The organism is Sphingobacterium shayense, from assembly GCF_013179575.1.
Taxonomy (GTDB): Bacteria; Bacteroidota; Bacteroidia; order Sphingobacteriales; family Sphingobacteriaceae; genus Sphingobacterium; species Sphingobacterium shayense.
Map to the genome: position 1 here is coordinate 1 of NZ_JABMCQ010000057.1, position 23,111 is coordinate 23,111.

The 23,111-nt window shown below is 41.7% G+C and carries 15 protein-coding genes; 5 read left to right on the plus strand and 10 right to left on the minus strand.

Features of this window, described 5'->3' with window-relative positions; translation table 11 throughout:
• On the plus strand, positions 1-307 hold a 307-nt coding region (locus tag HP439_RS08755), incomplete at its 5' end, for a substrate-binding domain-containing protein (RefSeq protein ID WP_172389961.1).
• Positions 308-342: 35 nt separating this feature from the next.
• Here the strand turns inward: HP439_RS08755 and HP439_RS08760 are convergent.
• The 7 genes from HP439_RS08760 to HP439_RS08790 all read right to left on the minus strand — a co-directional run bounded on the left by HP439_RS08760 (position 343) and on the right by HP439_RS08790 (position 11,225).
• Complete coding sequence (locus HP439_RS08760) at positions 343-1,656, minus strand: sugar MFS transporter (RefSeq protein ID WP_172389962.1); 1,314 nt, start codon at positions 1,654-1,656, stop codon at positions 343-345.
• 1 nt (position 1,657) lies between these two features.
• Positions 1,658-2,389 (minus strand): 6-phosphogluconolactonase, encoded by a 732-nt coding sequence (locus tag HP439_RS08765; RefSeq protein WP_172389963.1) that lies wholly within the window; start codon positions 2,387-2,389, stop codon positions 1,658-1,660.
• A 23-nt stretch (positions 2,390-2,412) separates the two neighbouring features.
• Positions 2,413-3,846: a Gfo/Idh/MocA family protein gene (locus HP439_RS08770; RefSeq protein WP_172389964.1), complete on the minus strand. Its 1,434-nt coding sequence runs from the start codon at positions 3,844-3,846 to the stop codon at positions 2,413-2,415.
• 27 nt (positions 3,847-3,873) lie between these two features.
• Positions 3,874-5,775, minus strand: a complete 1,902-nt coding sequence (locus HP439_RS08775) for an alpha/beta hydrolase family protein (protein ID WP_172389965.1) — start codon at positions 5,773-5,775, stop codon at positions 3,874-3,876.
• A gap of 13 nt (positions 5,776-5,788) precedes the next feature.
• Positions 5,789-7,336, minus strand: coding sequence for a SusD/RagB family nutrient-binding outer membrane lipoprotein (locus HP439_RS08780; protein ID WP_172389966.1), 1,548 nt, complete (start codon positions 7,334-7,336; stop codon positions 5,789-5,791).
• An 11-nt stretch (positions 7,337-7,347) separates the two neighbouring features.
• Complete coding sequence (locus tag HP439_RS08785; RefSeq protein ID WP_172389967.1) at positions 7,348-10,437, minus strand: SusC/RagA family TonB-linked outer membrane protein; 3,090 nt, start codon at positions 10,435-10,437, stop codon at positions 7,348-7,350.
• A 209-nt stretch (positions 10,438-10,646) separates the two neighbouring features.
• A complete protein-coding gene (locus HP439_RS08790; RefSeq protein WP_172389968.1) occupies positions 10,647-11,225 on the minus strand; it encodes a hypothetical protein in 579 nt (192 codons plus the stop codon).
• 444 nt (positions 11,226-11,669) lie between these two features.
• Here HP439_RS08790 and HP439_RS08795 point away from each other — a divergent pair, with 444 nt between their 5' ends.
• Complete coding sequence (locus HP439_RS08795) at positions 11,670-11,918, plus strand: hypothetical protein (protein WP_172389969.1); 249 nt, start codon at positions 11,670-11,672, stop codon at positions 11,916-11,918.
• A 156-nt stretch (positions 11,919-12,074) separates the two neighbouring features.
• Here the strand turns inward: HP439_RS08795 and HP439_RS08800 are convergent, their stop codons facing one another.
• Complete coding sequence (locus HP439_RS08800; protein ID WP_172389970.1) at positions 12,075-12,998, minus strand: glycerophosphodiester phosphodiesterase family protein; 924 nt, start codon at positions 12,996-12,998, stop codon at positions 12,075-12,077.
• A 357-nt stretch (positions 12,999-13,355) separates the two neighbouring features.
• Here HP439_RS08800 and HP439_RS08805 point away from each other — a divergent pair, with 357 nt between their 5' ends.
• Positions 13,356-16,043 carry an outer membrane beta-barrel protein gene (locus HP439_RS08805; RefSeq protein WP_172389971.1) on the plus strand — a complete coding sequence of 896 codons (2,688 nt, stop codon included), beginning with the start codon at positions 13,356-13,358 and terminating at the stop codon, positions 16,041-16,043.
• A gap of 71 nt (positions 16,044-16,114) precedes the next feature.
• Here HP439_RS08805 and HP439_RS08810 read toward each other — a convergent pair whose 3' ends face one another.
• Positions 16,115-17,302: an exo-beta-N-acetylmuramidase NamZ family protein gene (locus HP439_RS08810; protein WP_172389972.1), complete on the minus strand. Its 1,188-nt coding sequence runs from the start codon at positions 17,300-17,302 to the stop codon at positions 16,115-16,117.
• Positions 17,303-17,478: 176 nt separating this feature from the next.
• A complete protein-coding gene (locus HP439_RS08815) occupies positions 17,479-18,060 on the minus strand; it encodes a YdeI/OmpD-associated family protein (protein WP_172389973.1) in 582 nt (193 codons plus the stop codon).
• A gap of 638 nt (positions 18,061-18,698) precedes the next feature.
• Between HP439_RS08815 and HP439_RS08820 the strand changes: the two genes are divergently transcribed.
• Entirely contained in the window at positions 18,699-21,884 is a 3,186-nt protein-coding gene (locus HP439_RS08820; RefSeq protein ID WP_172389974.1) for a SusC/RagA family TonB-linked outer membrane protein, read from the plus strand.
• A gap of 11 nt (positions 21,885-21,895) precedes the next feature.
• Positions 21,896-23,111: RagB/SusD family nutrient uptake outer membrane protein (locus HP439_RS08825; protein WP_172389975.1), on the plus strand; the 1,216-nt coding region annotated here is incomplete at its 3' end.

A 23,111-nucleotide genomic window follows, 5' to 3' on the forward strand; every position in this document is an offset into this window, starting at 1 on the left:
ATTGCTCGACCTGGTTGACCCACCTAATGCCATATTTGCTGTCAATGACCGAAAAGCAGTAGGCGCTATCCAGGCTATAAAAAGAGCCGGACACACAGTGGGAAAAGATATTGGGGTTATAGGCTTTACAAACGATCCGATAGCGACGATTATCGAGCCAAATCTCACAACTGTAGAAGAACCTGCTTTTGAAATCGGCCGTCAAAGCTGTAGGCTACTTATCAAACATATCAAGAATTCCGATTTTGAAACACAGGAATTATTATTGCCCTGCAAACTAATCCTTAGAGAGTCCGCCGCTTTCTAATTATGAGAAAATTACACAAATCTTTTCTATGCTCTTTATTTTTGCTTATTTGTCCAAGATCTAAGGTTAGCTCCCCAAAAAGCGTAATACACAATATATAAAAAACAAGGTACTAATACCCAGTATGCTGTTTTCTCGTTTGTAACATCAGCAATCCCTCCGTAAATTAACGGTATAATGGCGTTGCCGCAAAGGCCCATTATTAATAGCGCGGATCCTTGTTTCGCGTGCTCGCCAAGGTCTGCTAATGCTAATGGCCAAATTCCCGCCCAAATTAAGGCGTTGGGTAGCCCAATTAACACCAAAAACCAAATGGAGATGTCTAGCCGTTTGTCAAACCATGTTACCTCCCCGTATACGAGGCAGACAAGTAAAGACAATGACAAACCTAGTACAGCACAAATTTGGAGCATGTTCCGCTGTTTGACAAACCTAGGTATGATAACAATACCCAAAATATACCCAATAATCGTTGCCGTCAACGTATAAGAGGGCAAACTTTTCGCTTCAAGGAGGGTGAGCCCCATTGTTCCTGCATAACCTATAACAGTATCTATGGCGACTACCTGTGTTCCCACATGTAGAAAAATCGCAATTGCTCCTAAGACAAGATGTGGATAGTGGAGCAATCCACCTTTGTTCGAAGTGATTTTATTTTCAGGTTGTTGGGTTTGCACTTCCGGAAGTGGGGAAAACTTAATAGCAAGACCTATTAAAAGAAGTATTATAGCAAGGACTGTGTAAGGGGTTACAACGCGGAGTATTAATTCATCAAGTACTAGTGCTCGTTCGCTATCCCCTAAGGTGGGAATAGTCAGGAAAAGCGCCTGATCTGTAGGACGAAGGACGGCCCAAGAGAATGCTAATGGAGCAAGGATCCCCGCTCCTTTGTTACAGATCCCCATGATACTGATCCGTTGAGCTGCCCGTTCTACATCACCGATTAGCGTAATATAGAGGTTGGCAACGGTTTGCAATAACGCCAACCCCGTCCCCAATGTAAACAACCCCAACAAAAATACACCGTAGGTCCGGCCATAGGCTGCCGGAACAAAAATCAAAGCACCAAGCGCGAGTATCCAAAATCCGATTACGATACCGTTTTTATATCCAACCTTTTTAAGTAAGTAAGACGAGGGCATTGACATCACCAGATAAGAAATGTAGAAGGCGAAGGCGACCAAGTATGACTGAAAATTGGTGAGTTCACAAGCGATCTTAAAATAGGGAATCAAAATAGCATTGACCCAAGAAATGAAACCGAAAGTAAAAAACATCAAGCCCAATATGACGATCGAAACAATCGTTGAATGCGAGTTTAATGTCCGTGAAGGCTTGATGTTTTCCATATTATAATAAGTATGCAGATTCTTTGTCTAAGAAAAAGAATGACGCTGGGTGTTCTTGTAGAATACTTGCTGGATGAAGGTTGGTAACCGATCCGGTTAAACAGTCTTTTACTGCCTGAGCCTTACGCCTGTCTGGCGCTGAACAAATAATCGTATCAGACTTCATTATCTGCTTTATCGACATCGATATCGCTTGAAGAGGTACTTCCTCTAGATTGTTAAACCATCCCTCGCCAAGTTGTTGCATTCGGCACTGTTTATCTAGATTCACAACAACATAGGGCTGCTCGTTGTCAAAATCAGCAGGAGGGTCGTTAAACGCTAAGTGACCATTCTCTCCAATGCCAACAAATGCGACGTCGATTGGGAACTGAAGAATTTTATCGCCCAACCGTTTACACTCTTCTTCGGGATCTGTTTCTCCATTTATCAATACGACTTCAAGCAAGGGGGCAACCTTGTCTAGAAAGCGCTCCGTCAGATATTTCCGAAAACTGGCCTTATGTTCAATAGGCATACCTATATATTCATCCAGATGGAACATCCGCACTTTAGACCAATCGATATCTTTGTCTTCGATTAATGCCTCAATCGTCTCAAATTGACTCGATCCTGTTGCTAAGATTATATTTGCCACGCCTTTTTTTGCTATAGCTTCTTTGATATATTGTCCTGCTAGATCCGCAGCCTCTTTTCCGAGCTCTAGTCTCGTTTCGTTAGTTTGAATTTTCACTTTTTATTCGTTTTTGTTTCTATTTAATTTTCTATAACCTTCGTGTTACCCCCTGTTTGGAGGTTGATATCGTGCACTTTGTTTTCTTTCCATCTTCCCATTGTGAAGTCTGGGACATCGATCGGTTTGGAACCATTGGCAACGGACCATTCGCTCAAAGGACCTATAACGCTCCAAACCGCAGCGTCGTAGACATCCATATCTACCGGCAACCCGTTACGCAAACAGTCGATCAGACGCCAATCCATCATAAAGTCCATCCCTCCATGACCGCCAATACGCTTAGCCAGCTGTCCAATCCTGTTTACGATCTCTGGCGTATATTTATTTTCCAGATCCTTAAGTTGGTCTTCGGTCAGAAAGTCTTCATGCCCAACCGCGATTTTTCCAGGCAGCGGATACTTTTGTGCGAACGCCTTGGTCCCGCTAATCAGATGTATCCTCGAATATGGGCGAGGCGTACTCACGTCGTGCTGTAGCATAATGGTACTCCCGCTCGCGGTAAAAACGCTGGAAGTATTCATATTTCCTCTAAAGTTTTTGCCTGCGTATTCTTTAAAACGTTCATCGGTCTTCGCTAATTCTTCCGCTTTGGGTCCTAAGGAAAAATCCTTTGAAGCCATCGAGGTAAGATATTCTAAACGATTTCCTCTATTAACATTCAGTATCTGACAAATAGGGCCAAGACCATGAGTAGGATATAAGTTTCCGTTACGTCCAGTATTTTCTTTCAAACGCCAGAAATCAAAACGTGCGTCTTCCTCGAAGAAGCTATCCAAAATATCATGTATATAAGCGCCCTCACAGTGAACGATTTCTCCAAAATATCCTTGCCGTGCTAAGTTTAACGTTAGAAGCTCAAAAAAATCATAACAGCAATTTTCTAGGATTACGCAATGCTTCTTGGTTTTTTCTGATGTAGTCACCAGTCGCCAACAGTCTTCGACGGTTGTGGCTGCGGGAATTTCTAGGGCGACGTGTTTACCGTGCTCCATCGCATATACAGCAATATCAGCGTGCAGCGCCCAATGGGTCGCTACGTATATTAAATCAATATCGGGATCTTCACAAACTTGCTTCCACGCATCCGGATCATCCGTATAGATTGCCGCTGGATGTCCCGAGGAGGTAATCCTAGCTTTTGCTGCCTCCGCCTTGCTTTTACGCACGTCACAGATAGCCTGAATTTTAACGCCATCAATACGGCTCATCCGCTCTACTGCAGCGCTCCCTCTATTTCCTGTCCCTATAAATGCCAACCGAACTTGTGGAAGGGGCGGGGCGGCGTAGCCAGACATATTAAATACAGGCTCGTACTTAGCGTTAACTTGCTCTAGGATGTCACTTAGAGCTCCTTTTTCCTCGGCATCTGCTTCGGGTTTGCAACTTACTGGCGCGACCATTCCAAGCCCTGCAAGCGCCGAAAGTTTTAAAAATGACCTTCTATTTGTACTCATAAATAAGATTTAAATTAATTTCTAACTTCATTCTATTATTTTGTGCTTAAGCGCTTCTACATGCTCGTTAAAAGCGTTTATTTCCGCGACCTGCAGCTTGTTTCCTCCGATATCCACAGAGTTTGAAAACGACAGTTCGGCCCGGCTTAAGGATGCCAACAAAGGAACTCCACCCCAATTAAGAAATCCCGGAACGTGTACTGCCATGCTAGATGATTTGGCGTTTTCGACTACATTAGGAAGATCTAGATTTAAAATCGATGCGTCTAGGTCAAGTGCGGTTAGGTCATCGTATAATACGCTATAAAAAAGAGCTGCTAGGGCGAGATCTCTTTGCGCCGAAATACGAATAGATACGGGGGCGACTTGCTCTTTTAGCAACCTGATGAGTGCTCTAATTTCAGCTACCCAGCGGCCCATCAACTGCTCACCCACCCATAAAAAGGAACGCATCAACGTGTGAAACATAGGCAGCCCCTGCTCCTGTTCATCGAGCTGCGGTAATCTTCTTCGATTAAAACCAAGCATATCCACATGGATAAGGCCGGGGGCAACCATTAAATTTTGAGAAGGCTCCGTGGATAGGACAAGGGTGATTTCTTTGCAATTTGAACGGATGTTATGCTCGATAGGAATTGTATAACCATCGTTAGTGTTTAGCCTAACGGCGTTCCCGTCGGGAAACCGCCAATGTTCACTAGGGCCTGTCACTGTTAGGTTATGCTCTATCTTTAAGAGGCCACGTAACAGATTTACGTGGTGTAATCTTTTTATCTGATTCAGTGATAGCAACGATCTATTTACAGCATTTTTGCGGTCGACCAAAAATTCTCGGGTAGTAACGACCAATTTCCGAGATTCAAGAGAGCCCAACACCTGTAAATGTTCCGTTTCCAAACAGACGAAATCATTGTTTGGCTTCTCCATAAATATGTCCAATTTTTCATTTAAAAACGTAAGCATTGCCCGCTGCATCTCTGGCGTGAAATCGTGTTGGGTATCAAACACTTCAAAGCCGAGGTTTTCATTCGCATTCTTAGCAGCAAAATAGTCGGCAGCCCCTTGAACCACCGCTCGCATCTGTCCAACTTCAAATGCAGGGATTTGTTCTTCTTTGGCGGAAAATATTTTAACCGCTCTAGGGGCAATCGCACCGATAACCTCACTAGCCTCAACATGCAGCAGCCCTTCGGGTAAAAGCTCACACATACAATTACTTTCCAAGATATATCCCGAAAATGTGCCAACACTTACCGCGAGCACCGAAGCTTTAACCCGGGGATCAATGGCGCTAATCCACATTGATTGATTTCCTCCTCCACTTGCACCAACCGACGCTATTTTATCCTGCGCAACAACATCGAGCGAACAGAGAAGATTCACCCCTTGCAGATTATCTAACAGCTGCAGTGCTAGCAGCGACTCTCCCGCACATAAAAGCGCTCCCCCCAAATGAGCTCCGTGATATTCATGCTTATGGCCTGTTCCTCGTTCGCCAGCGCCCCATGCATCCATACAAAGCACCACATATCCAGCTCCGACTAAGAGCTGCGCAGTCTGTTGTACAATCTCTCCTGCTTTCCCCCCCTCCCAGTGGCCATGGCTATTTAGTACTGCCGGAAATGGACCATCCCCAGAAGGAACGTAAAGGTTTGCTGGCACATATACGCCCGGCAGGGTTTGAAAAAGGATCTTTCGTATAGAATAGCCGTTAAAGTCAAGAACTCTTACCGTACGCATATCCACCGAAGCTAACCGACCAGCGTCTACGCCGACCAGCTGTTTTAACAGCGAACGCAAATTTTTATCTGTATTCTTTTTTGCACGCAGGTGAAGGGCACGAACTTTCTTTAAAGCCATCCATTGCTGGACCTCGCTAAAAGAAGAGAAGTCACCCGTCGAATTATTTGCTGTGTCTTGATTATACATTTATCTGTGAAAATTAATCGATATCCCACCAAAGTCTAGTTGCTGCATTATCAGGTCCCCCAAGCAATGACCGTCCTTTTTCGAGTTCTTCCAAATTACTTGTTTCTTCGGTCAAAGGATAGGGCATACGATTAATAAACGTACCTCGGGGGAGATCTGGATTTTCCGTTACCAGCACGTTATACATGACTGGGTGCCCCGAACGTCTAAATTCCGCCCACGCCTCCATTCCATCGGGGAAGATCGCGAGCCATTTTTGCACGCCAATCTGTTCCCGCTGCGTCGGCTCGTCCGTAGCCCAAGCAACAGGTGTATCGGACACCGGTACAGAAGCGTGATAGTCGCCTGGTGCACTCGGTGTTTTTTTAGAAGCTATGTATGTACTTATCTGAGCGGGATCTTCTACACCCCACTGCTCCATGCTCACCTGTATACCTTCATTATACAACTCTTTCGCAGACCCACCCATGTTCCATCCGTTTAATGCGCCCTCGGCACGCAAAAAATAAGATTCAGCCGCCCCCATCACATGTTGACGGTTCGTCAGATTCCCTTCAATTGTATTCCCGCTGTACGTCACCCAATAGGTACCTACGTTTGAATTTGCTGGTGATTGGTTTCGAGCCACACCTAAGTCCGTCGTACTCATTCCATTTCGCACGCTGTTAAATTCCCCCGTGGCTATGCTGGGTTGAAAAAAGATGCTTAGTCTGGGATCGGCATATCCTTTTAAATAGGATGCTATCGTCGAACTCATCGCAAATTCGTTCCAAACAGCAACTTGAGACAAGCCATTGGTATCATTTCCGTCAAGAGATTTTTCTAGAGAGGCATTCTGGGAATTATCTTCCATCACCCCGTCCGTAACGGCGGCTTCAGCTTCTATCTTCGCTTTAGTGGGATCAATATCCGAAATTCGTAAAGCGAGTCTTAAGCGTAGCGAATTAGCGAAAGAAATCCATTTTTGAATATCTCCATTGTACATCAAATCGTAACCTTCGTATATTTTGGTCTGTGCAGGTTGCGCTTTCAAAATATCGACTGCACTTTTGAGTTTAACGAAAAAATCTTCATAAATTTTATCCATCGAATCATATGGAATCGTCTCATTGGCTGTCGCTGCCTCAAAGTAGGGAATTGGTCCAAATTGATCGGTCAACCGGTGAAAAGCGTATACCCATAAAATGTTCGCAAGTGCCGCTTCACCGGAACCCTCCTCGACATTTTCTAAAATGCTTTTAAGCTGAGGTGCAGTATCGACATAAACTACTGTCCAAAACCGGCGTTGCCAATCGGGAGTCAGCATATAACGATCTGTACGAAATGAGGTCGTTGTCAAAGCAAAATACTGTGCGTAAATATCTGGGCCTAGATTTTGAACCGTTTGGTAGAACGATCTATTCATAGCCGAGGAAGATTGCGCTTTGGCGAACATAAAAGGTCTCTCCCGTGCACCGACTTCAGTTAGATTATTAGGGTCTTTATTATACTCTTCAAAATCTTTCGTGCAGGAAACGAGCGAAAGACCTATCATCGCTGTATATAGAAATTTCTTTTTCATAGCAATTTAGATTAAAATGATAATTTTACGTTCAGCCCATAGGTGCGCACAGCTGGAGGAAGTCCAACCTCCACTCCTTGGTAATTACCCGCTCCTAAAGCTCCCTCTGGATCTACGGGGTTGTCGATCTTGCCGATTCCAGGAATGTCTAACTTCGATTTCCCTCGATAGAAGAAAAATAGATTTCGTGCCGTTAGAGACACTTGGGCGCCTTTAATTGCATGTTTTTCGGGAAGATTGAATTTGTAGCTTAATGCAAGCTCGCGCATACGTACGTTTGTCATATCGTATGTAAAAAATTCACCCCAAGCATCTCTCCCATTTTGAGAAACTTTTGTCCAAAGTTGCTGCGAGGTTATCGCCGTTGTATTATTTTGTCCCTCTTCCGTTACCGCATCCAAAACCAACCCTCCTTCACGATATTGCTCGGTAAACTCTCCTACACCGAATGCCGCAAGATAGGCCGCCGTTCCCGACACGATTTCGCCGCCAATTCTTGCATCAATTAGGGTGCGTAATGAGAAATTTTTATAGTCGATGGTGTTACTCCATCCGAGCATAGCTTTGGGATTAAAATTCCCTAACTTTTTATTCGTCTCTACAACAGGTAGTCCCTCGGCATCTACAATATATTTTCCTGTAGCTTCATCTTTCATCCAGGTGTGTCCGTAAAGGTCGCCATACTTTTCGCCCTCATTGACAACAACTGTCGCGTATTTGGTGTTGTCAGAAATGTTTGCACGTTTAGTTTTTTCGTGCAGCTCGATTATTTTGTTGGTATTGGTCGAGAAATTCACTGCTGTCGACCAGCTAAAATTTTCATTTTTAACGGGAGATGCGGCAAGCTGGAGTTCAAACCCCCGATTCTCGATGTTACCCGCGTTTATATATTCCCTACTAAACCCGCTAGCCATCGGCAGTGATAAAAACAGTAGCTGGTTAACCGTATTACTTTTATAGTACGTTGCTTCAAATGACAAACGGTCTGCAAAAAATTTCATGTCCAACCCTGCTTCGAAGGACTTGGTCTGTTCGGGTTTTAAATCAGGGATCGCTTTTGTAGGACTTCGGGAAACAAAGCCGCTTCCTGCACCTAGTCCAAATTGATAAAGTTGATTGAGCAGATAAGGATTTGGATCGTTACCAACTTGGGTATAAGATCCTCTAATTTTCCCAAAATAAACCCAATCAGGCATTTTTAACCATTCGTGAAACACAACTGATAAACCCGCTGAAGGATAAAAATAACTATGGGGCGCTTCCAGCGTCGAAGACCAATCATTTCGCGCCGTCAGGTCAAGAAATATGTTGTCGTAAAAACCCAGTTGCGCACTTGCATACACGGAATTTAGTTGTCTAACATAACTATTTACCAGTAAAAACTCAGGGGTAGTAGCCATCATAAGAGAGAACTGGTTAGGAATCGACAAGCCGTTAGCCATATTTTGGAATGTATCATAATTACGTTTCAAAAAACTCGTTCCCACGTTATAGTTCAGCTGGATCACATCGTTAAGTTTATTGTCACCGGTAATCAAGAAATCCAAGTTGTGCTCCCAGTAACGCGTATGCGTTTGATAATACATGCCCCCGGGTCTCACACTTCCAAGGGAGACCGTGCCATCATAAAATGATCCCTCGGCCTTATCAATGTACTTATCAAAACTATAACGCCCCATAATACTTAGCCCATCCATAAGTTCGTAGGAAATGCTACCTAAAGCCGTTATACGGTCCCGAACCTCGTTAACTTCCGTTCGATTTAGGCTCCATAACGGATTGTCGTAGATGGAGGATCCTGACCAATATTTACGTTGTGGTTCCCCATTGGTTGAGTTTATTTCTTCATAATTCCCTAACTCTTCTAGAGTTAAGTCCCGTGGCATGATATAGGCTTCAACAGGAATCCCCATATCTCCCAACCGCGGACGATCATTCACCTTTTGATTCATGTAATTAAGCTTTACATCCGTCTTTAGCTTTGGAATTAACTCGGTATTTACGCGTAAATTCAAACTATTTCGATCGAGTTTGTTCCCTGGGAAAATACCACCGATGTTATTATTCGAATAGGACATATACCCTCTTACTTTCTCCGTTCCACCATAGGTGCTTATGCTGTTGTTAATGGTAGTCGCGTTTTCAAATACGCTGCTCACGTTATCAGCGACTGTTGTTCCTTTGGCTCCCCAGCTTTCCGCTACGTTGGTCCCGGTCCCTCCTCCATTTCCTCGCCCGTAACTATTTTGAAACTTACTTAGCATATTAACCTGATCCAGAGAAATACCCCCGTTATAATCGATTTGATAGCGTCCTTCGCTTCCTTGCTTAGTCGTAATAACGATAGCACCGTTCGCAGCTCGACTACCGTACAGCGCGGCGGCAGAGGGACCTTTAAGAATATTTATCGATTCGATATCATCTGGATTGATGTTAGCCGCTCCGTCGCTTGTTCCATAACTTGGTGTCGTTCCCGATGGTTGTGGGCCTGCGGAATTGTCGTACGGCACACCGTCAACAACAACCAAAGCGTTGTTATTTCCAGAAATAGACTTATTTCCTCGAAGGACCACTCGTACAGCAGCTCCCGGACCTGAGGATGCGGTAGTTACTACTGCGCCGGCGACCTTTCCTGTTAATCCACTCATAATGTTACCACTGTTATCTCGAACATCATTGACTGCATCGCCGGATAATTGCTGGGTAGCGAAGGTTAAGCCGCGTGTTTCACGTTTTATACCCAACGCGGTCACGACCACTTCGCTAATAGTTTCTTGTTTTTGGGCAAGTTGAACGCTAATTGAAGACGAGGATGTAGCACGTACTACGAGCTCATCGAACCCAAGCATTGTTACACGTAATGAGTCACCCGTCGATGCTTCAATTTTAACAACACCGCCCGCAGCACTACTTCCCGAAGAATTTGTTTTAAGATTTGTGACGGTCGCTCCCGCCAGCGGTGCTTGACTCGACTTGTCGAGCACCGTTACTGTCCGTATTGAGCCTTGAGCTTGCGCTTGTAAATAACCGGAATATGTTATAAACAATAAGCTTAGAAGCCCAATTAATCCGAACTGTTTGTGCAAACATTTTCGTATCATAATCGTTGTGGTTTATTTTATTTCGATCAGTGAGTATCATAATCGATCTACCCAAAGAAATAAGATAAACTCAATAATTCCAACGAATTGACCGAGAAAAATAGCGGTAGCGTTCTCGGAAACCGGCAACACGAACCACAACCCATCCCGCTAGTTTCTAAGCAAATAGCACCAGAAATAAATTACAAAACTTGATTGTAATATCTAAATTAAAAATAAATGTCGACGTAATCTAACACCATCCCTCCTTCACAATTCTCCATATCTTGCATACGCCAATATTTACGGTTTTTAGTGGATAAAAACCGCTGTTCTCCCTCTTTCAAGCAGGGTTCCCCGTTATTTACCGATTCCGATTTGGTTTCCACGGTTCCATTAAATATTAGCTCGGTTTTAGAGACAACTTCCAGAGTACCATCTATCTTCAAATAGTCATCGTTTTGCGGATGTCTCTGCTCTCCTGAGATACGATATTTATTGTCTCCGATATGCTCCACTTCTGCAACCCCCAATTCCTCCCAGCTTATCCATTGAAGACTTAAACTATGCTTGCCTTCACGTATTGTAAATTTTGGAGTCTCCTGTTGAGAGGCTTTAGTTCTTAAATTTGAAGAATCTGCAGTCAATCCTGAGTCGATCATTGAATCCTTTGGAGGGGTATTATCCGGCACTATCGGGACACTATCGCTTCCCGGCGGCACGCGAACTGTTTCCTTTACATTCTGCTTGCAACTTATATTAACCAACAGTAACAAAGTGATACTAGCAAACTTCGCGTTAAATCTCATAATAAATCATTTGAACTACCAACAAACAAACCCACTTTTTAGTTTTAAACGAACAAAAACGATACGGTAACCATTGACCAATCCTTGTCGTTTGAAAGTTAGCAACCGTTCGAAACATTATAAATACTTTAAGGTAATTCAGCGGGCAATTTATTCGACAAAATCGACTCCGTATTTCGCATTTTATCTATTATCTTACGGGCTCATATACCGTCAAATCAACTGTTTTTTTCCTTTATTTCTTTACAAACGAAAAAAAATAAATAAATTCCTGATTCAGCAGCAACAAAAAGAGTAAAAACAAATAAATAGCTGATAAACAGGATACTAAGACAACAACAAACCAAGCACAAGCATAACTAATAGTTAAGAAATGACCAAAATTTAACCATTCATTAATATTAAACCTGTTGTTTTTGTATTTTTTTTGTAATTTAGGGTACTATGAAATTTGTAGAAATAACAAAAGACAAGCTCATTTCAGCGAAAGCGGATGGCTTTAATGCGATTGTAACATCTTTAAATTCAGACCCATTTAATCCTACTTGGTTCTTTGAAAAAGTACCCGTAGGAAAGTTCCAAAAGTTTCAAGATGAGATAGCTAATCACTACCAGATTTGTTACCAAATCTCCGAGGCGATTGAGACCATTGACGAATCACCTTTTATTGGTAAATTAAAGATAGAGAACTAGGGAGCAACAGCTCCCTAGCTCGTTATATCTGTCTGTTGACCTATTGGATACGCTGTTCCAATATTTGTTTCGGGAGGGTATTAGTATGCCTTACTTTGCCTAAACTCGGCCTACAAATACATCATCCGACTTGAATACTGACCAAAGGACTAAAATCTAATGCAATCCTCTTGATTTCAAATAGTTAATCAACAATTCGGGTCTATCGGTTTGAATAATGCGTGCACCCAGCGTATCAATTAAAAAGCCATATATTTTCGCTGGATCCTCGACAGCTCTATCATCATCTAAGCCCCCTGAGAGGGAAGCCCATAACGAGTTGTACCATATTAAGCTTCGGCCTTTTAATATGGGCTTAATTTTACGAGCGGCAGTATGAGTAGTATCTTTATAGGTGAGCTCAAAGGCAACAGGTGCAAGCTGGTCATCAAGCGTTAAAACCTTGTCAATCGCCCCCTGTTGATCGATATTTACAATAGGCATATATAATACGTCTCTCAAATACGGGCCAAACTTTTCGGCGACGGTTAGCGCATCCGCCGACCCTTTCATGATGATTTGACTTGTCGTTCCCGTGCGCTGCAACATGGGGTATATCTCATCAAAATAACGGTCCGCTTTATCAAGGTTCACCAATACTTTATCTTTTATTTCCAATAAAGCTTCCTCTAATGTTGGAATACGTTCTCTGGTTATAACGTTCGCTCCATTTCTTAAACGAAGTTTTTCGAGCTCTGCATAAACGGTCTCCGATACTTTTCCTTTTCCTGATGTTGTTCGATTAAGCGTCGCATCATGCATCAATACGAGCACGCCGTCCTTCGTTCGTTGGACATCCAGCTCAAGGATATCAACCCCCATGGCAATAGCGCTACGTATAGCACCCATTGAATTTTCTGGGAAATTTCGCCAGTCGGCTCGGTGGGCTACAACAAACACCTTATCGCTATTTTCTTTGAAGAGTTCAGCACGCAAGCTTTCTCCCTTTCCTTTATCATTTGATTGTTGCGCAAATACGGGTTGAAAAAAGCTAATAGCGGCTGCAAATAGCAGATGGCTCAACAATGAATATTTCTTCATGTTATTTTTTATAATAATCGAGGCTGACCTCCCAGTCTCTATAAAAATCAAATTCTCCTTGCTGCCAAACATCGCGGTTTTATATTATCGTCAGATCACAACAATATTAACAAATCATGAAATTATAAGTCTCAAAATTTGGCGCATGACATGTTTATATCAGTTTGCTTCCCGTGGGGCTGGCGACGGAAAGTCTCGGTTAAAAATAACTATTTTTTTCAGCACTACCTTAGTTTAAGTCCCATTACTCGACGTTTTAAAGCAGAATCAGCGTAAGAAGATCAAATCAACAATAATCAAATAAGTATTAATAAAAAATCTTATATTAGTTAAATCAATTAACAATTACCTAAATTCATGAAAAGAACTGCTACGTTCGTTTTATTTATTATTGCTGTTATTCACCTTCACGCACAAAATAATGCGGAAATAAAAGGAAAAATATTTGACGCTGAGTTAAACCCCTTGGAAAAGGCAACAGTTTCGATAGTTTCCCAAAGTGATTCTCTAGTCCTTAGCTATGCTTTAAGTGACAAAAAGGGAAACTTTGAGCTTGTTCGCGTCCCCACGAAGAAAGCTCTAATTTTATATATTTCACATGTGAATAGCACGCCCTTTGAGAAAATGATCAATTTAAAACCATCGGAAACACTCGATCTCGACTCGGTTATTATGGGCGGGAATCTAATAGAAGAAGTCTTGGTTACCAGTGTGGCTCCAATCCGGTTAAATGGTGATACGCTTGAATATAAAGCTGACTATTTTAAAACGCGGCCCAACGCATCGGTCGAAGATTTACTTAAGCTCCTACCAGGTCTACAGGTGAACATTGACGGCACGATACTATATCAGGGAAAAGAAGTACAAAGTGTCAGAGTAAATGACAAAGATTTTTTTGTTCAGGATCTTAAGATCGCTACGCGGAATCTAGATGCTTCATTGATCGACGTGGTGCAAGTAATTAAAGACAAAGGAGAATCCAAAAGAGAGGTATTAGACGACTCTGATTTACCCATCGTCATCAACTTGAAAATGAAAAAAGAATTTTTAAAAGCAAATTTCGGAAAATTCTATGGAGGAGCTGCAACTCGAGACCGTTACGAGTCAGGCGCTTTGTTAAACGCTTTTCGCGACACATTGCAAGTAAGTTTCATTGGTTTTGCCAATAACATTGGCAGGGAAGGTTTCAACTATTCAGAACTCAGCGAATATGGCGGCTACGGAAGAGCGGAAAACAACAACACGATATATTACTCGTATGGTGGATTAACCAACAAAGCCTCGGCCGGGATAAACATCAATTATGATATTGCCAAGAAACTCAAGACCAATATTCTATATAACTATGAGTTCCGAAATAATTTCAACGATGGAGATTCTTATTCGAACAGCTATTACGATGACATTCAAGAAGAGTCATCCAGTCAGAACAATCACGAAAGGAAAGATCAAAAGCATTCCGTTCGCGCATTTTTCCGATATCAAATCGATACCACGTCGCTAGTTTCTTTCGATGGAAAGTTGGATAACAATTTAGGAAGAAATCTGTCGAACAACAATTTTGCCAGTTCGCGGAATAATAACACTCCCGTCCGTGAAGGAAATTCGTCATCGAGCTCGTCAAACAGCAACCTAGATTATAACCAAAAGATATACGCAGAAAAAAAGTTCGAAAACAAATGGCTTTTATCGTTCACACAAAATATAAACCGCCAAGAAAGGAATCGCGAAAACAACAATACGTCTTTAACACGCTATTATTTAGATAGCGATAGCCTGTTTAACAGGATGAACATTACCACTACCAAGGGAGAAACTCTCAAGCTTACTAATAACCTTAATCTGCAGATGCCATTAGGAAAAAAGGTCCTAGTCGACGTATATACTTCACAAAGCTACAGGAAGGACACACAAACGGAGGATATATTAAACAAAGTAAATGCGGATCAGTTTGAAAACCGAGCGGACGCAGCAAACAACAAGGGACTGAAAACGCAAACCTATTCTATAGGTACACGCTGGCGAATACAACCGGTCGCCAACTTGACGGTCACAGCGGGATTGAAATGGTTTGGCCTACACAACCAATTTGATTATCACCAGAAATTACAAAACAGAAGCAATCAACATGATTACTGGCTACCGGATGTCGACATCCGTTACAAGGGAATCGGGCTCGGTTACAACCGGACTGTTAACCCGCCGTCGTTTTATCAGATCGTTGTCGTTAATTCGGATATTTCACCAAATCACATCGAGTACGCTAGCCCCTATTTTGAAAACCAGACAACAGATAGATATTCCCTACAGTATAATAAGTACTTTAATAAACCTAAAATCAATTTTTCCTTCTACGTAAGCTATTCAACAGAAGATAATGACGTGGGATATGCCAGGACATACGATACCGAAACCAGCTTTTCAACCAGCCGAAATTACCAAGCCGGGCGTTCCGAGAACTATTATGGCACGGCAAATTTTTCAAAAACCTTCGTGCAGAATAAAACATGGAAGCTCTCTTATGCAATTCGAGCATACTCAAATAGTATGCAATCCTACAGCAACATAAATGGGGAAGAAAACCTAGCTACTCGAATCTTTGGAAACCTAAGTAATTCGTTAAATTTATCGTATAAAGATTTACTGACATTCAGTCCTTCTTATGGAATGGGTATGGACAAAACAACATTTAAAAATAGATCTGTCAATTTTCGAAATATCTCTAGCAATGAGCAAAATCTTGGTGCTAGTTTGCACATCCATAATATTAGGAAATTTAAATTAGAGACTTCGTACACACTAAAAAACCAGATAGCAAGTCTTAATAATGACCGACAGAATTTGCACTTAGTAAACGCGTCCCTTTACTATCCAATACTCGGCAAAGGGGAGTTAAAATTTTCAGCTTTTGATATTTTTAATCAAAACATTGCAAGTTACCTTTTTTCAGGGTCGAACTCTACAACTTATTCAAACCAGCTCAGCCTGCGTCAATATTTTATGCTGGGAATAGTGTACAAATTTCTAAAAACCGCTGACAAATAGAACCTAAACTCTTCGATAACTAAGACGATCACAATACACCTGTACGAACTAGTTTGCCGTCGAAGATCAAACTAGTTATAGATTAAGTATTTTTCCCGCGTTGCTTTATAGGCCTTCAATCCAGGTTCCCAACTCTTGCGGATTTGCTCTTCAGACAAGCCTGACTCAATTTGCTTTTGAAGTGTATCTCCACCGGCCAATTTATTGAACACAACAATCTCTTTACTCTGCCGAGAATCAAAAAAGATTGCTTGGTTTGGATACCTGTTATACATATCAATGAGCCAGGAAAGATTAATTTTCTTTTGAGCGCGAAGTTCTTTTAAATCCACATTGCGCAAATCAATACCGAAGCATTCATGATTTAGGTAGATCGGTGTTGCGCTCATCTCTTTAATACTTCTAGGCGTAAATGAAAACTCATATATCCCTTTAAGAGCGGGCGCCCCGATTACGGTAAATGGAAACAATGTCCCTCTCCCCTCGCTAAGAACCGTTCCTTCGAAAAGACATGTGGAAGGGTAAAGAAGCACCGATTGATAGGTGTTGATATTCGGAGACATGTTAACGGGGGGAATGTATTCCATATCGTGTGTATAGTTGGCAACTGGAATCACCTTAATTTTGCATTGGACACCTCCTGAAAGCCAACCTTCTCCGTTAATCATCTTGGCATATTCCCCTACCGTCATTCCGTGTGTTACAGGAACAGGGTGCATACCGATACCCGATTTATAATTCATGTCTAGAATTGGGCCATCTATAAAGTACCCGTTTGGATTAGGTCGATCTAAAATCAAAAGCTCTTTGCCGTTTTCAGCGCAGGCTTCCATCACGCGATGCAACGTACCTAGGTATGTATAATAACGAACACCAATATCTTGGATATCGAATACCATTAGATCTACGTCTTCCAACATGGCTTTAGTCGGCTTGTTTGTTTTTCCATACAGGGATACAATTTTAACCCCGGTAGCGGGGTCGATCGCGTCACCCACAGTGACTCCTGCACCGACATCGCCGCGGAAACCGTGCTCGGGTCCGAAGACCTTTATGACATTCACACCTAATGCGACCAAACTATCAACACTCGACTTATCACCGATTATAGAAGTCGGGTTAACGACCATCCCAATCCGTTTGCCCTCAAGATAGTCGAGGTATTGGTGCGTTTGATCCGCTCCAGTGCGTATCTGCGCGACAGCAGATTGGACAAACATTAATGTCGCGGTAATAATGGTGAAAAAGTGGTTTCTCATAGCATCAAAATTAGGTTAATATAGACATATTAGTTAGATATCCACACGTAATTACGCGGATCTAAATCAAACCTATCAGCTAGCAAATTACAAACAAATCAGTTCTTCTAGCAACCCGCTGATTGATTTCATGCAAATGTATCAAGATTCTGGAATCAAATATTCAAACCATCCCGTTAATCGTCAAGACCTTTTCCACTTAAAATACGTTGATAATTTTTCTCAATTCTTGCGTCCCGCGTCTTCGCCTGTTTAGCCTGATTGAAATAGTATAAGTATGCTTTTCGCCGGCCCGGGGTCAGTGTATTAAAAGCACTGTTTAACTCCTCATCTTCCTCCAGAGCTTTACGGAATTCCTCTGGAACAGGATAATCAGAGGCCTTTTTTAATTCTACTTTCTTCCCCTGCTTTTCGAGTTCAATCGCATGTGCTACGAACTCTTTAATTTCAGCCGCTAGATGCGCAATCTGATCTACTGAAGAAAACCGAAGCTGTCTAGCAGACTGAACGTTCTCAGTCTGTTGGATCAAAAGATGCTGCGAATCATTCAGTAGTGCTCCCTTATGAAACAATAGTGCACAATAGTTTTTAAATCCGTGAATAAGAACAACATTTTTCCCGTTGAATGTATAGCAGGGATGCATCCATTTAAAATCTTCGACTAGAGAATCATTCTCTGTAATGATTTCCCTTAACAGGCTAAATTCCTCTCTCCATTTACCTTCATTTTGAAAAAAAATATCTGCTTGAGTATCCATAAGTGTATTGCTAGATTTAAAACGGCGATTATGTTAGTATACTAAATTACGATAAAATTACCTAAACAACATAGGTGTTAATATTCTATCCCATTTTAAAATTTTTACATAATTATAAACAAACGAGAAATTCAGCATTAATTAACAAGACGCGCACAATAGATCCGTTTGTCTATTTCAGTAGCTCACCTATCATCAGCATCAAATTATCTACCAGTAAATTCTTCCATATTTAATGATTGTCAAGCCTAATGACAGCACACGCCTAGAGATGGCAATATCGTATAATAAAAAGGCAATACTTTACAATATTATTCATTTGGTTTTGTGTTGATTTGTCATAGCAATTTTCATTAGTTGTTAAATGGGATGTAGGGAAACGTTTTTCACAAACCCCATTTATGCTATTGTTACGCGACACCAATTTTTAAAACTAACCAATTAAAGATTAAAAAACAATAAAAGTAAGGGTTTTGATCATTTCGTAAATATTAATGTAGCCATCACGCGCAACTATACATTATTAACATACGATACTAGGATTCCGACTTTTCAAACCGAGGTAATTGTAAACGAATAAATTTTTTTTAGATAACCACCAGTTTTTATAACCTATTTACAAACACAATTTTACACCTATGAATTATCACTATGTTAGGAGAAAATGGCTTTTGAAAAGAAGGCTTCACTTTTTGTGCCTATTGGCTGCTTGGGCACCGATCTCCGCGGTCGCATCAAGGTTACCTGCAGATTCGTTATTACATTCAGTAAACTATGTGGGAATAACCGGAAAGGTGCTGGATCCCGAAGGAAAACCAGTCGTCGGTGCTACCATCATGGTTAAGGGGACGAAGGCCGGGGTTAAGACCGACGAAAATGGTATTTTTAACATAAATGTGCCAGAATCGAACGGTGTAATCGTTGTAAGCTATGTAGGATACAAAGTTCAAGAAATCAACGTGCTCGGACACACCTCGGTAACTATTAATCTAGAATATACAGATGCTATCGATGAGGTCGTTGTAACCGGATATGGTCAAAAAAAACGTTCTGAAATTGTTGGATCTATCGCTACGATCTCTGGTGAAGAGTTAATGGATATACCATCACCGAATATTGCTGGCGCGTTAAGAAACAGAATCGCGGGTTTGGGAGTCAGTCAGGTTTCCGGCAAGCCTGGATCCTCAATAACATTGAATGTACGAAATGCATCAACCAGCTCGCAAGGTAATACGATTGGTGCCACTGCGGAGCCTCTGTATATTATTGACGGGATATCGATGCCTAATAGTGATGCTTTTGATAATTTGGATCCCTCAATGGTGGAAACAATCACAATTTTAAAAGATGCGTCCGCTGCTATTTATGGAGCAGCAGGCGCGAAAGGAGTTGTTTTGATAACCACAAAACGAGGTAAACAAGGAAAACCTAGCATAAGTTACAACGGATATGTAGGAATATCTGATGCGGCAAAAGTTCCGGATATGTTGTCGCCGTACGATCATGCTACATTGCTAAATCAAGGGAATATTGTCGGCAATAAACCGGCGTCTGAATTCTTTTCTGCAGCAGATTTAGAACATATCAAGGGACTAAATTACAAGAGCTGGTTTGATGAATTATGGAAACCGGCCTTAACACAACGACACAATTTAAGTATATCGGGAGGATCCGATAAAATTACGTTTTTTGTAGGGGGAGGTTATCAAAATGAAAACGGCAATTATAAGGGATTAAAAATCGATAAATACACTATGCGGAGTGGATTAAACGCGACTATTTTACCTGGATTAAAAGCTGATATTGCATTTAACGTCGATCACAATATTAACAAATCGAACAATGACTTGGGGAAAGAAAACGACGCAGACTTTTTCCGTTCAATTATCACTGTCCCAGGCTGGGTTCCTATAAGTATTGATGGAAAACCTGTAGATTACGGAACAAATCCTTTAGCATTATTAAATTCTGGATATTTTGATCACCGCAAAAACTCGGGTTATAGAATAAATGCGAGCCTAAACTATCAACCTGCGTTTCTCAAAGGCCTTTCCGCTAAGTTTCAAATCTCTCAAGGAGGGAACTCTGGAAGCACTCGGTTATATAAGTCTCCTTATGATGAGTACAACTTTGAGATGACCGGAGACAGCAAACGATTCTATACGAATCAGCCAGCATTAACTAATCCTGTTGTCTCTGTTGTAAGCATGGAGAATGCAGAAACCCGAGCGGGGCAATCGCGAGGAAACAGCTATCAAGGCTTCTTAACACTGAATTATAGCAGAATCTTCGGCAAACATTCTACCGATCTAACACTAGGCGGAGAGCAGACTAGAAACTATGTCGAAACACAATCGAATATTTGGGTCGGACAATTGGTGCCAGAAGTCGAAGATCCGTGGGCATTCGATGTGAACAAAACGAATCAACCTATCCGTACGGTCACCGAATCAACGAAACGATCGTTCTTCGGCCGATTCAGCTATGATTATGCTAAAAAATATCTAATCGAAGCTGTTGGTCGCTTGGATGCATCGTCAAATTTCGCAGCCGGAAACCGCTGGGGATTTTCGCCAAGTATTGGCGCTGGTTGGATCATAAGTAATGAGGACTTTTTAAAGAACAATTTTTCCTTTGTCAATTTCCTGAAACTAAAAATTAATTACGGTATTACAGGCGATGATCGCGTTGCTTTTCGCCTTTGGCAAGAGCGCTATTTAGTGGGACTAAATGACGGTTATCTATTTGGAAACAACAACGGCATCGGGTTAAACCCCTCCGTGTTACCAAATCCGAACATTACTTGGGAAAAGAAGCAAACTTTCAACGCCGGTTTAGAGGCATCTCTATTTGAAAATAAATTGGACATCGGCGTAGAAGTATTTCGCAATTTTACATTCGACGGATTCGATGGAGGAATCGACAAACTATACCCAATGTATGCTGGTTTTAAGTCGGCAACGGTAAACTATCGAGAAATATATAACTGGGGATCAGAGTTCACTATAGGCTATAAGACGCAGCTGGCAAAAGATCTTCGTTTAAACGCAAGTGTGAATTTCGGATTTGGCAACTCTGTAGTGGCACGGGAACTATACAATCCAAACTATTTACCACTTATTATTGGAGAAGATATCATTCGAGTGGGGCTAGATCCGCGTATCTATAGTAGCAGTAATGAAGGTTTAATCGCAATTGGTATGCTTCGTACTCAAGCAGACGTAGATGCGTTTTTAATCAAAAACCCGAATTATAATTTCAAGGGTAACGTACCGCAGCCCGGCTGGTTGGTCTATGAGGACAAAAATAACGATGGGATAATCAATGAATCGGACATGGTCCCAATGTATGATCATGCTTACCCTGTACTGGCAACAGGAATAAACTTAGGGTTGACGTATAAAGATTTCAGCCTTAGCACAAATATAAATGCGCGATTCGGGGGGAAAGTATTCTACGACAGTCGTGCTGTGACATCGGCTTCGGCGACAAACAACGTATTAACGATATGGCGTGATCGATGGACTCCGGAAAATCCTAATGAAGGCAAAATGCCTCGATATGACGACCCGTCCATTGGAGTAAATTCAACATTCTGGGCGGTTAATGGTACAATGATCCGCATTAACAATATGACTTTAAGCTACAAATTACCACAGGCGTTAGCGACTCGGTTCGGTATGGGTGGTGCTCGGGTATTAGCGACAGGAAATAATCTATGGCCATTAGTAAATCCGTTAAAATACAAAGATCCATATACATCTAGTGCATACGATTATCCGACAATACGAACTATTTCCTTAGGTGTTAGTATTAATTTATAAATCAAGGAATCATGATCAATAAAAAACTAAAAATTCAAAATATTCTATTGGCTTTTCTATCCATTACGTTAGTATCAAGCTGTATAAACAAAAACGAGTTCTTCGAATTAAAAGATCGCTCAGGAATTGACGCTGCTATTTGGAGTACAGAAGGGGCCGTGGAGATGCATTTACGAGAAACATATGACATGTGTGTTCCTCGCTTTCCCTTCCAAGATACGTATGATCGTTATCCGATTCATCTAGCGAGCGATGAAAATCTTTTTTCAGGGAGCGATCAATGGGCTAAAGCTGCTTTAGGAGTTCAGGGCGTCCTTGCCAATAATGATGTGCGCTTTGTGGGAAATAAATACCAAGGAAATAACTTTGGGGACAATCGATATTTTGATATCGCTCGTTGCAACAATGGGATTACTTACATTCCTGAAGGAACGATGTCTGAAGATATAAAAGACAGATTTTTAGGTCAATATCATGCATTAAGGGCTATCACCTATTTCGAATTAGCAAAAGTATATGGTGGTGTACCTCTTGTACTAGAGCCACAAACACCAAATACCTTAGATGTTGGGGGGCGGGCAAGCGCGAAAGCCTGTTTCGAACAAATCATTAAAGATCTGGATCTCTCTATGGAGTATCTACAACCCTTCCAGTGGAGTGGCGATGATGCGCAAGGAAGAATATCATATGAAATTGCTGCCTGCCTTAAAGCTAAAGTACTATTATATTGGGCCAGTCCGCAGTTTAATCCTGCTAATGACCCCAAGCATCCGTATGACGCATCCCGTTGGCAGAGCGCTTTGGTTGCGAGCAAAGCCGCTTATGATATCTGTTTGGCCAACGGAAGAGCTTTGATGCCTGATTATGCAAAAATTTTTCAGACCGAAGGAGCAAATAACACGGAGGCTATTTTAATTCGATCTTATTCAAGCACCATTGAAAGAAGAGGTCATAACACAGAAAACAGGGTCCGTCCTTCCTCGGAAGGGGGATCTCCAAATGCGGGTTTTATTCCAACATTAACTATGCTCAATGCCTATGACATGAAAGACGGTAACCCGATTGATTATGCCGGAAGCCAATCAAGCTATACATACGATGCAACTATGTTTTGGCAGAACAGAGATCCTAGGTTTGAAGCCACATTTGCCTATAATGGAAGCATGTGGCCACTAAGTGGAAAATCCAATAGGCAACAATGGACATACGTCAACGCGTCGGGAGAAA

Excerpts from the sequence above, each read along its gene's own strand:
- HP439_RS08760 (WP_172389962.1), bottom strand. The coding sequence starts at position 1,656 with ATGGAAAACATCAAGCCTTCACGGACATTAAACTCGCATTCAACGATT.
- HP439_RS08770 (WP_172389964.1), bottom strand. The coding sequence starts at position 3,846 with ATGAGTACAAATAGAAGGTCATTTTTAAAACTTTCGGCGCTTGCAGGG.
- HP439_RS08775 (WP_172389965.1), bottom strand. The coding sequence starts at position 5,775 with ATGTATAATCAAGACACAGCAAATAATTCGACGGGTGACTTCTCTTCT.
- HP439_RS08780 (WP_172389966.1), bottom strand. The coding sequence starts at position 7,336 with ATGAAAAAGAAATTTCTATATACAGCGATGATAGGTCTTTCGCTCGTT.
- HP439_RS08785 (WP_172389967.1), bottom strand. The coding sequence starts at position 10,437 with ATGATACGAAAATGTTTGCACAAACAGTTCGGATTAATTGGGCTTCTA.
- HP439_RS08790 (WP_172389968.1), bottom strand. The coding sequence starts at position 11,225 with ATGAGATTTAACGCGAAGTTTGCTAGTATCACTTTGTTACTGTTGGTT.
- HP439_RS08795 (WP_172389969.1), top strand. The coding sequence starts at position 11,670 with ATGAAATTTGTAGAAATAACAAAAGACAAGCTCATTTCAGCGAAAGCG.
- HP439_RS08800 (WP_172389970.1), bottom strand. The coding sequence starts at position 12,998 with ATGAAGAAATATTCATTGTTGAGCCATCTGCTATTTGCAGCCGCTATT.
- HP439_RS08805 (WP_172389971.1), top strand. The coding sequence starts at position 13,356 with ATGAAAAGAACTGCTACGTTCGTTTTATTTATTATTGCTGTTATTCAC.
- HP439_RS08810 (WP_172389972.1), bottom strand. The coding sequence starts at position 17,302 with ATGAGAAACCACTTTTTCACCATTATTACCGCGACATTAATGTTTGTC.
- HP439_RS08815 (WP_172389973.1), bottom strand. The coding sequence starts at position 18,060 with ATGGATACTCAAGCAGATATTTTTTTTCAAAATGAAGGTAAATGGAGA.
- HP439_RS08820 (WP_172389974.1), top strand. The coding sequence starts at position 18,699 with ATGAATTATCACTATGTTAGGAGAAAATGGCTTTTGAAAAGAAGGCTT.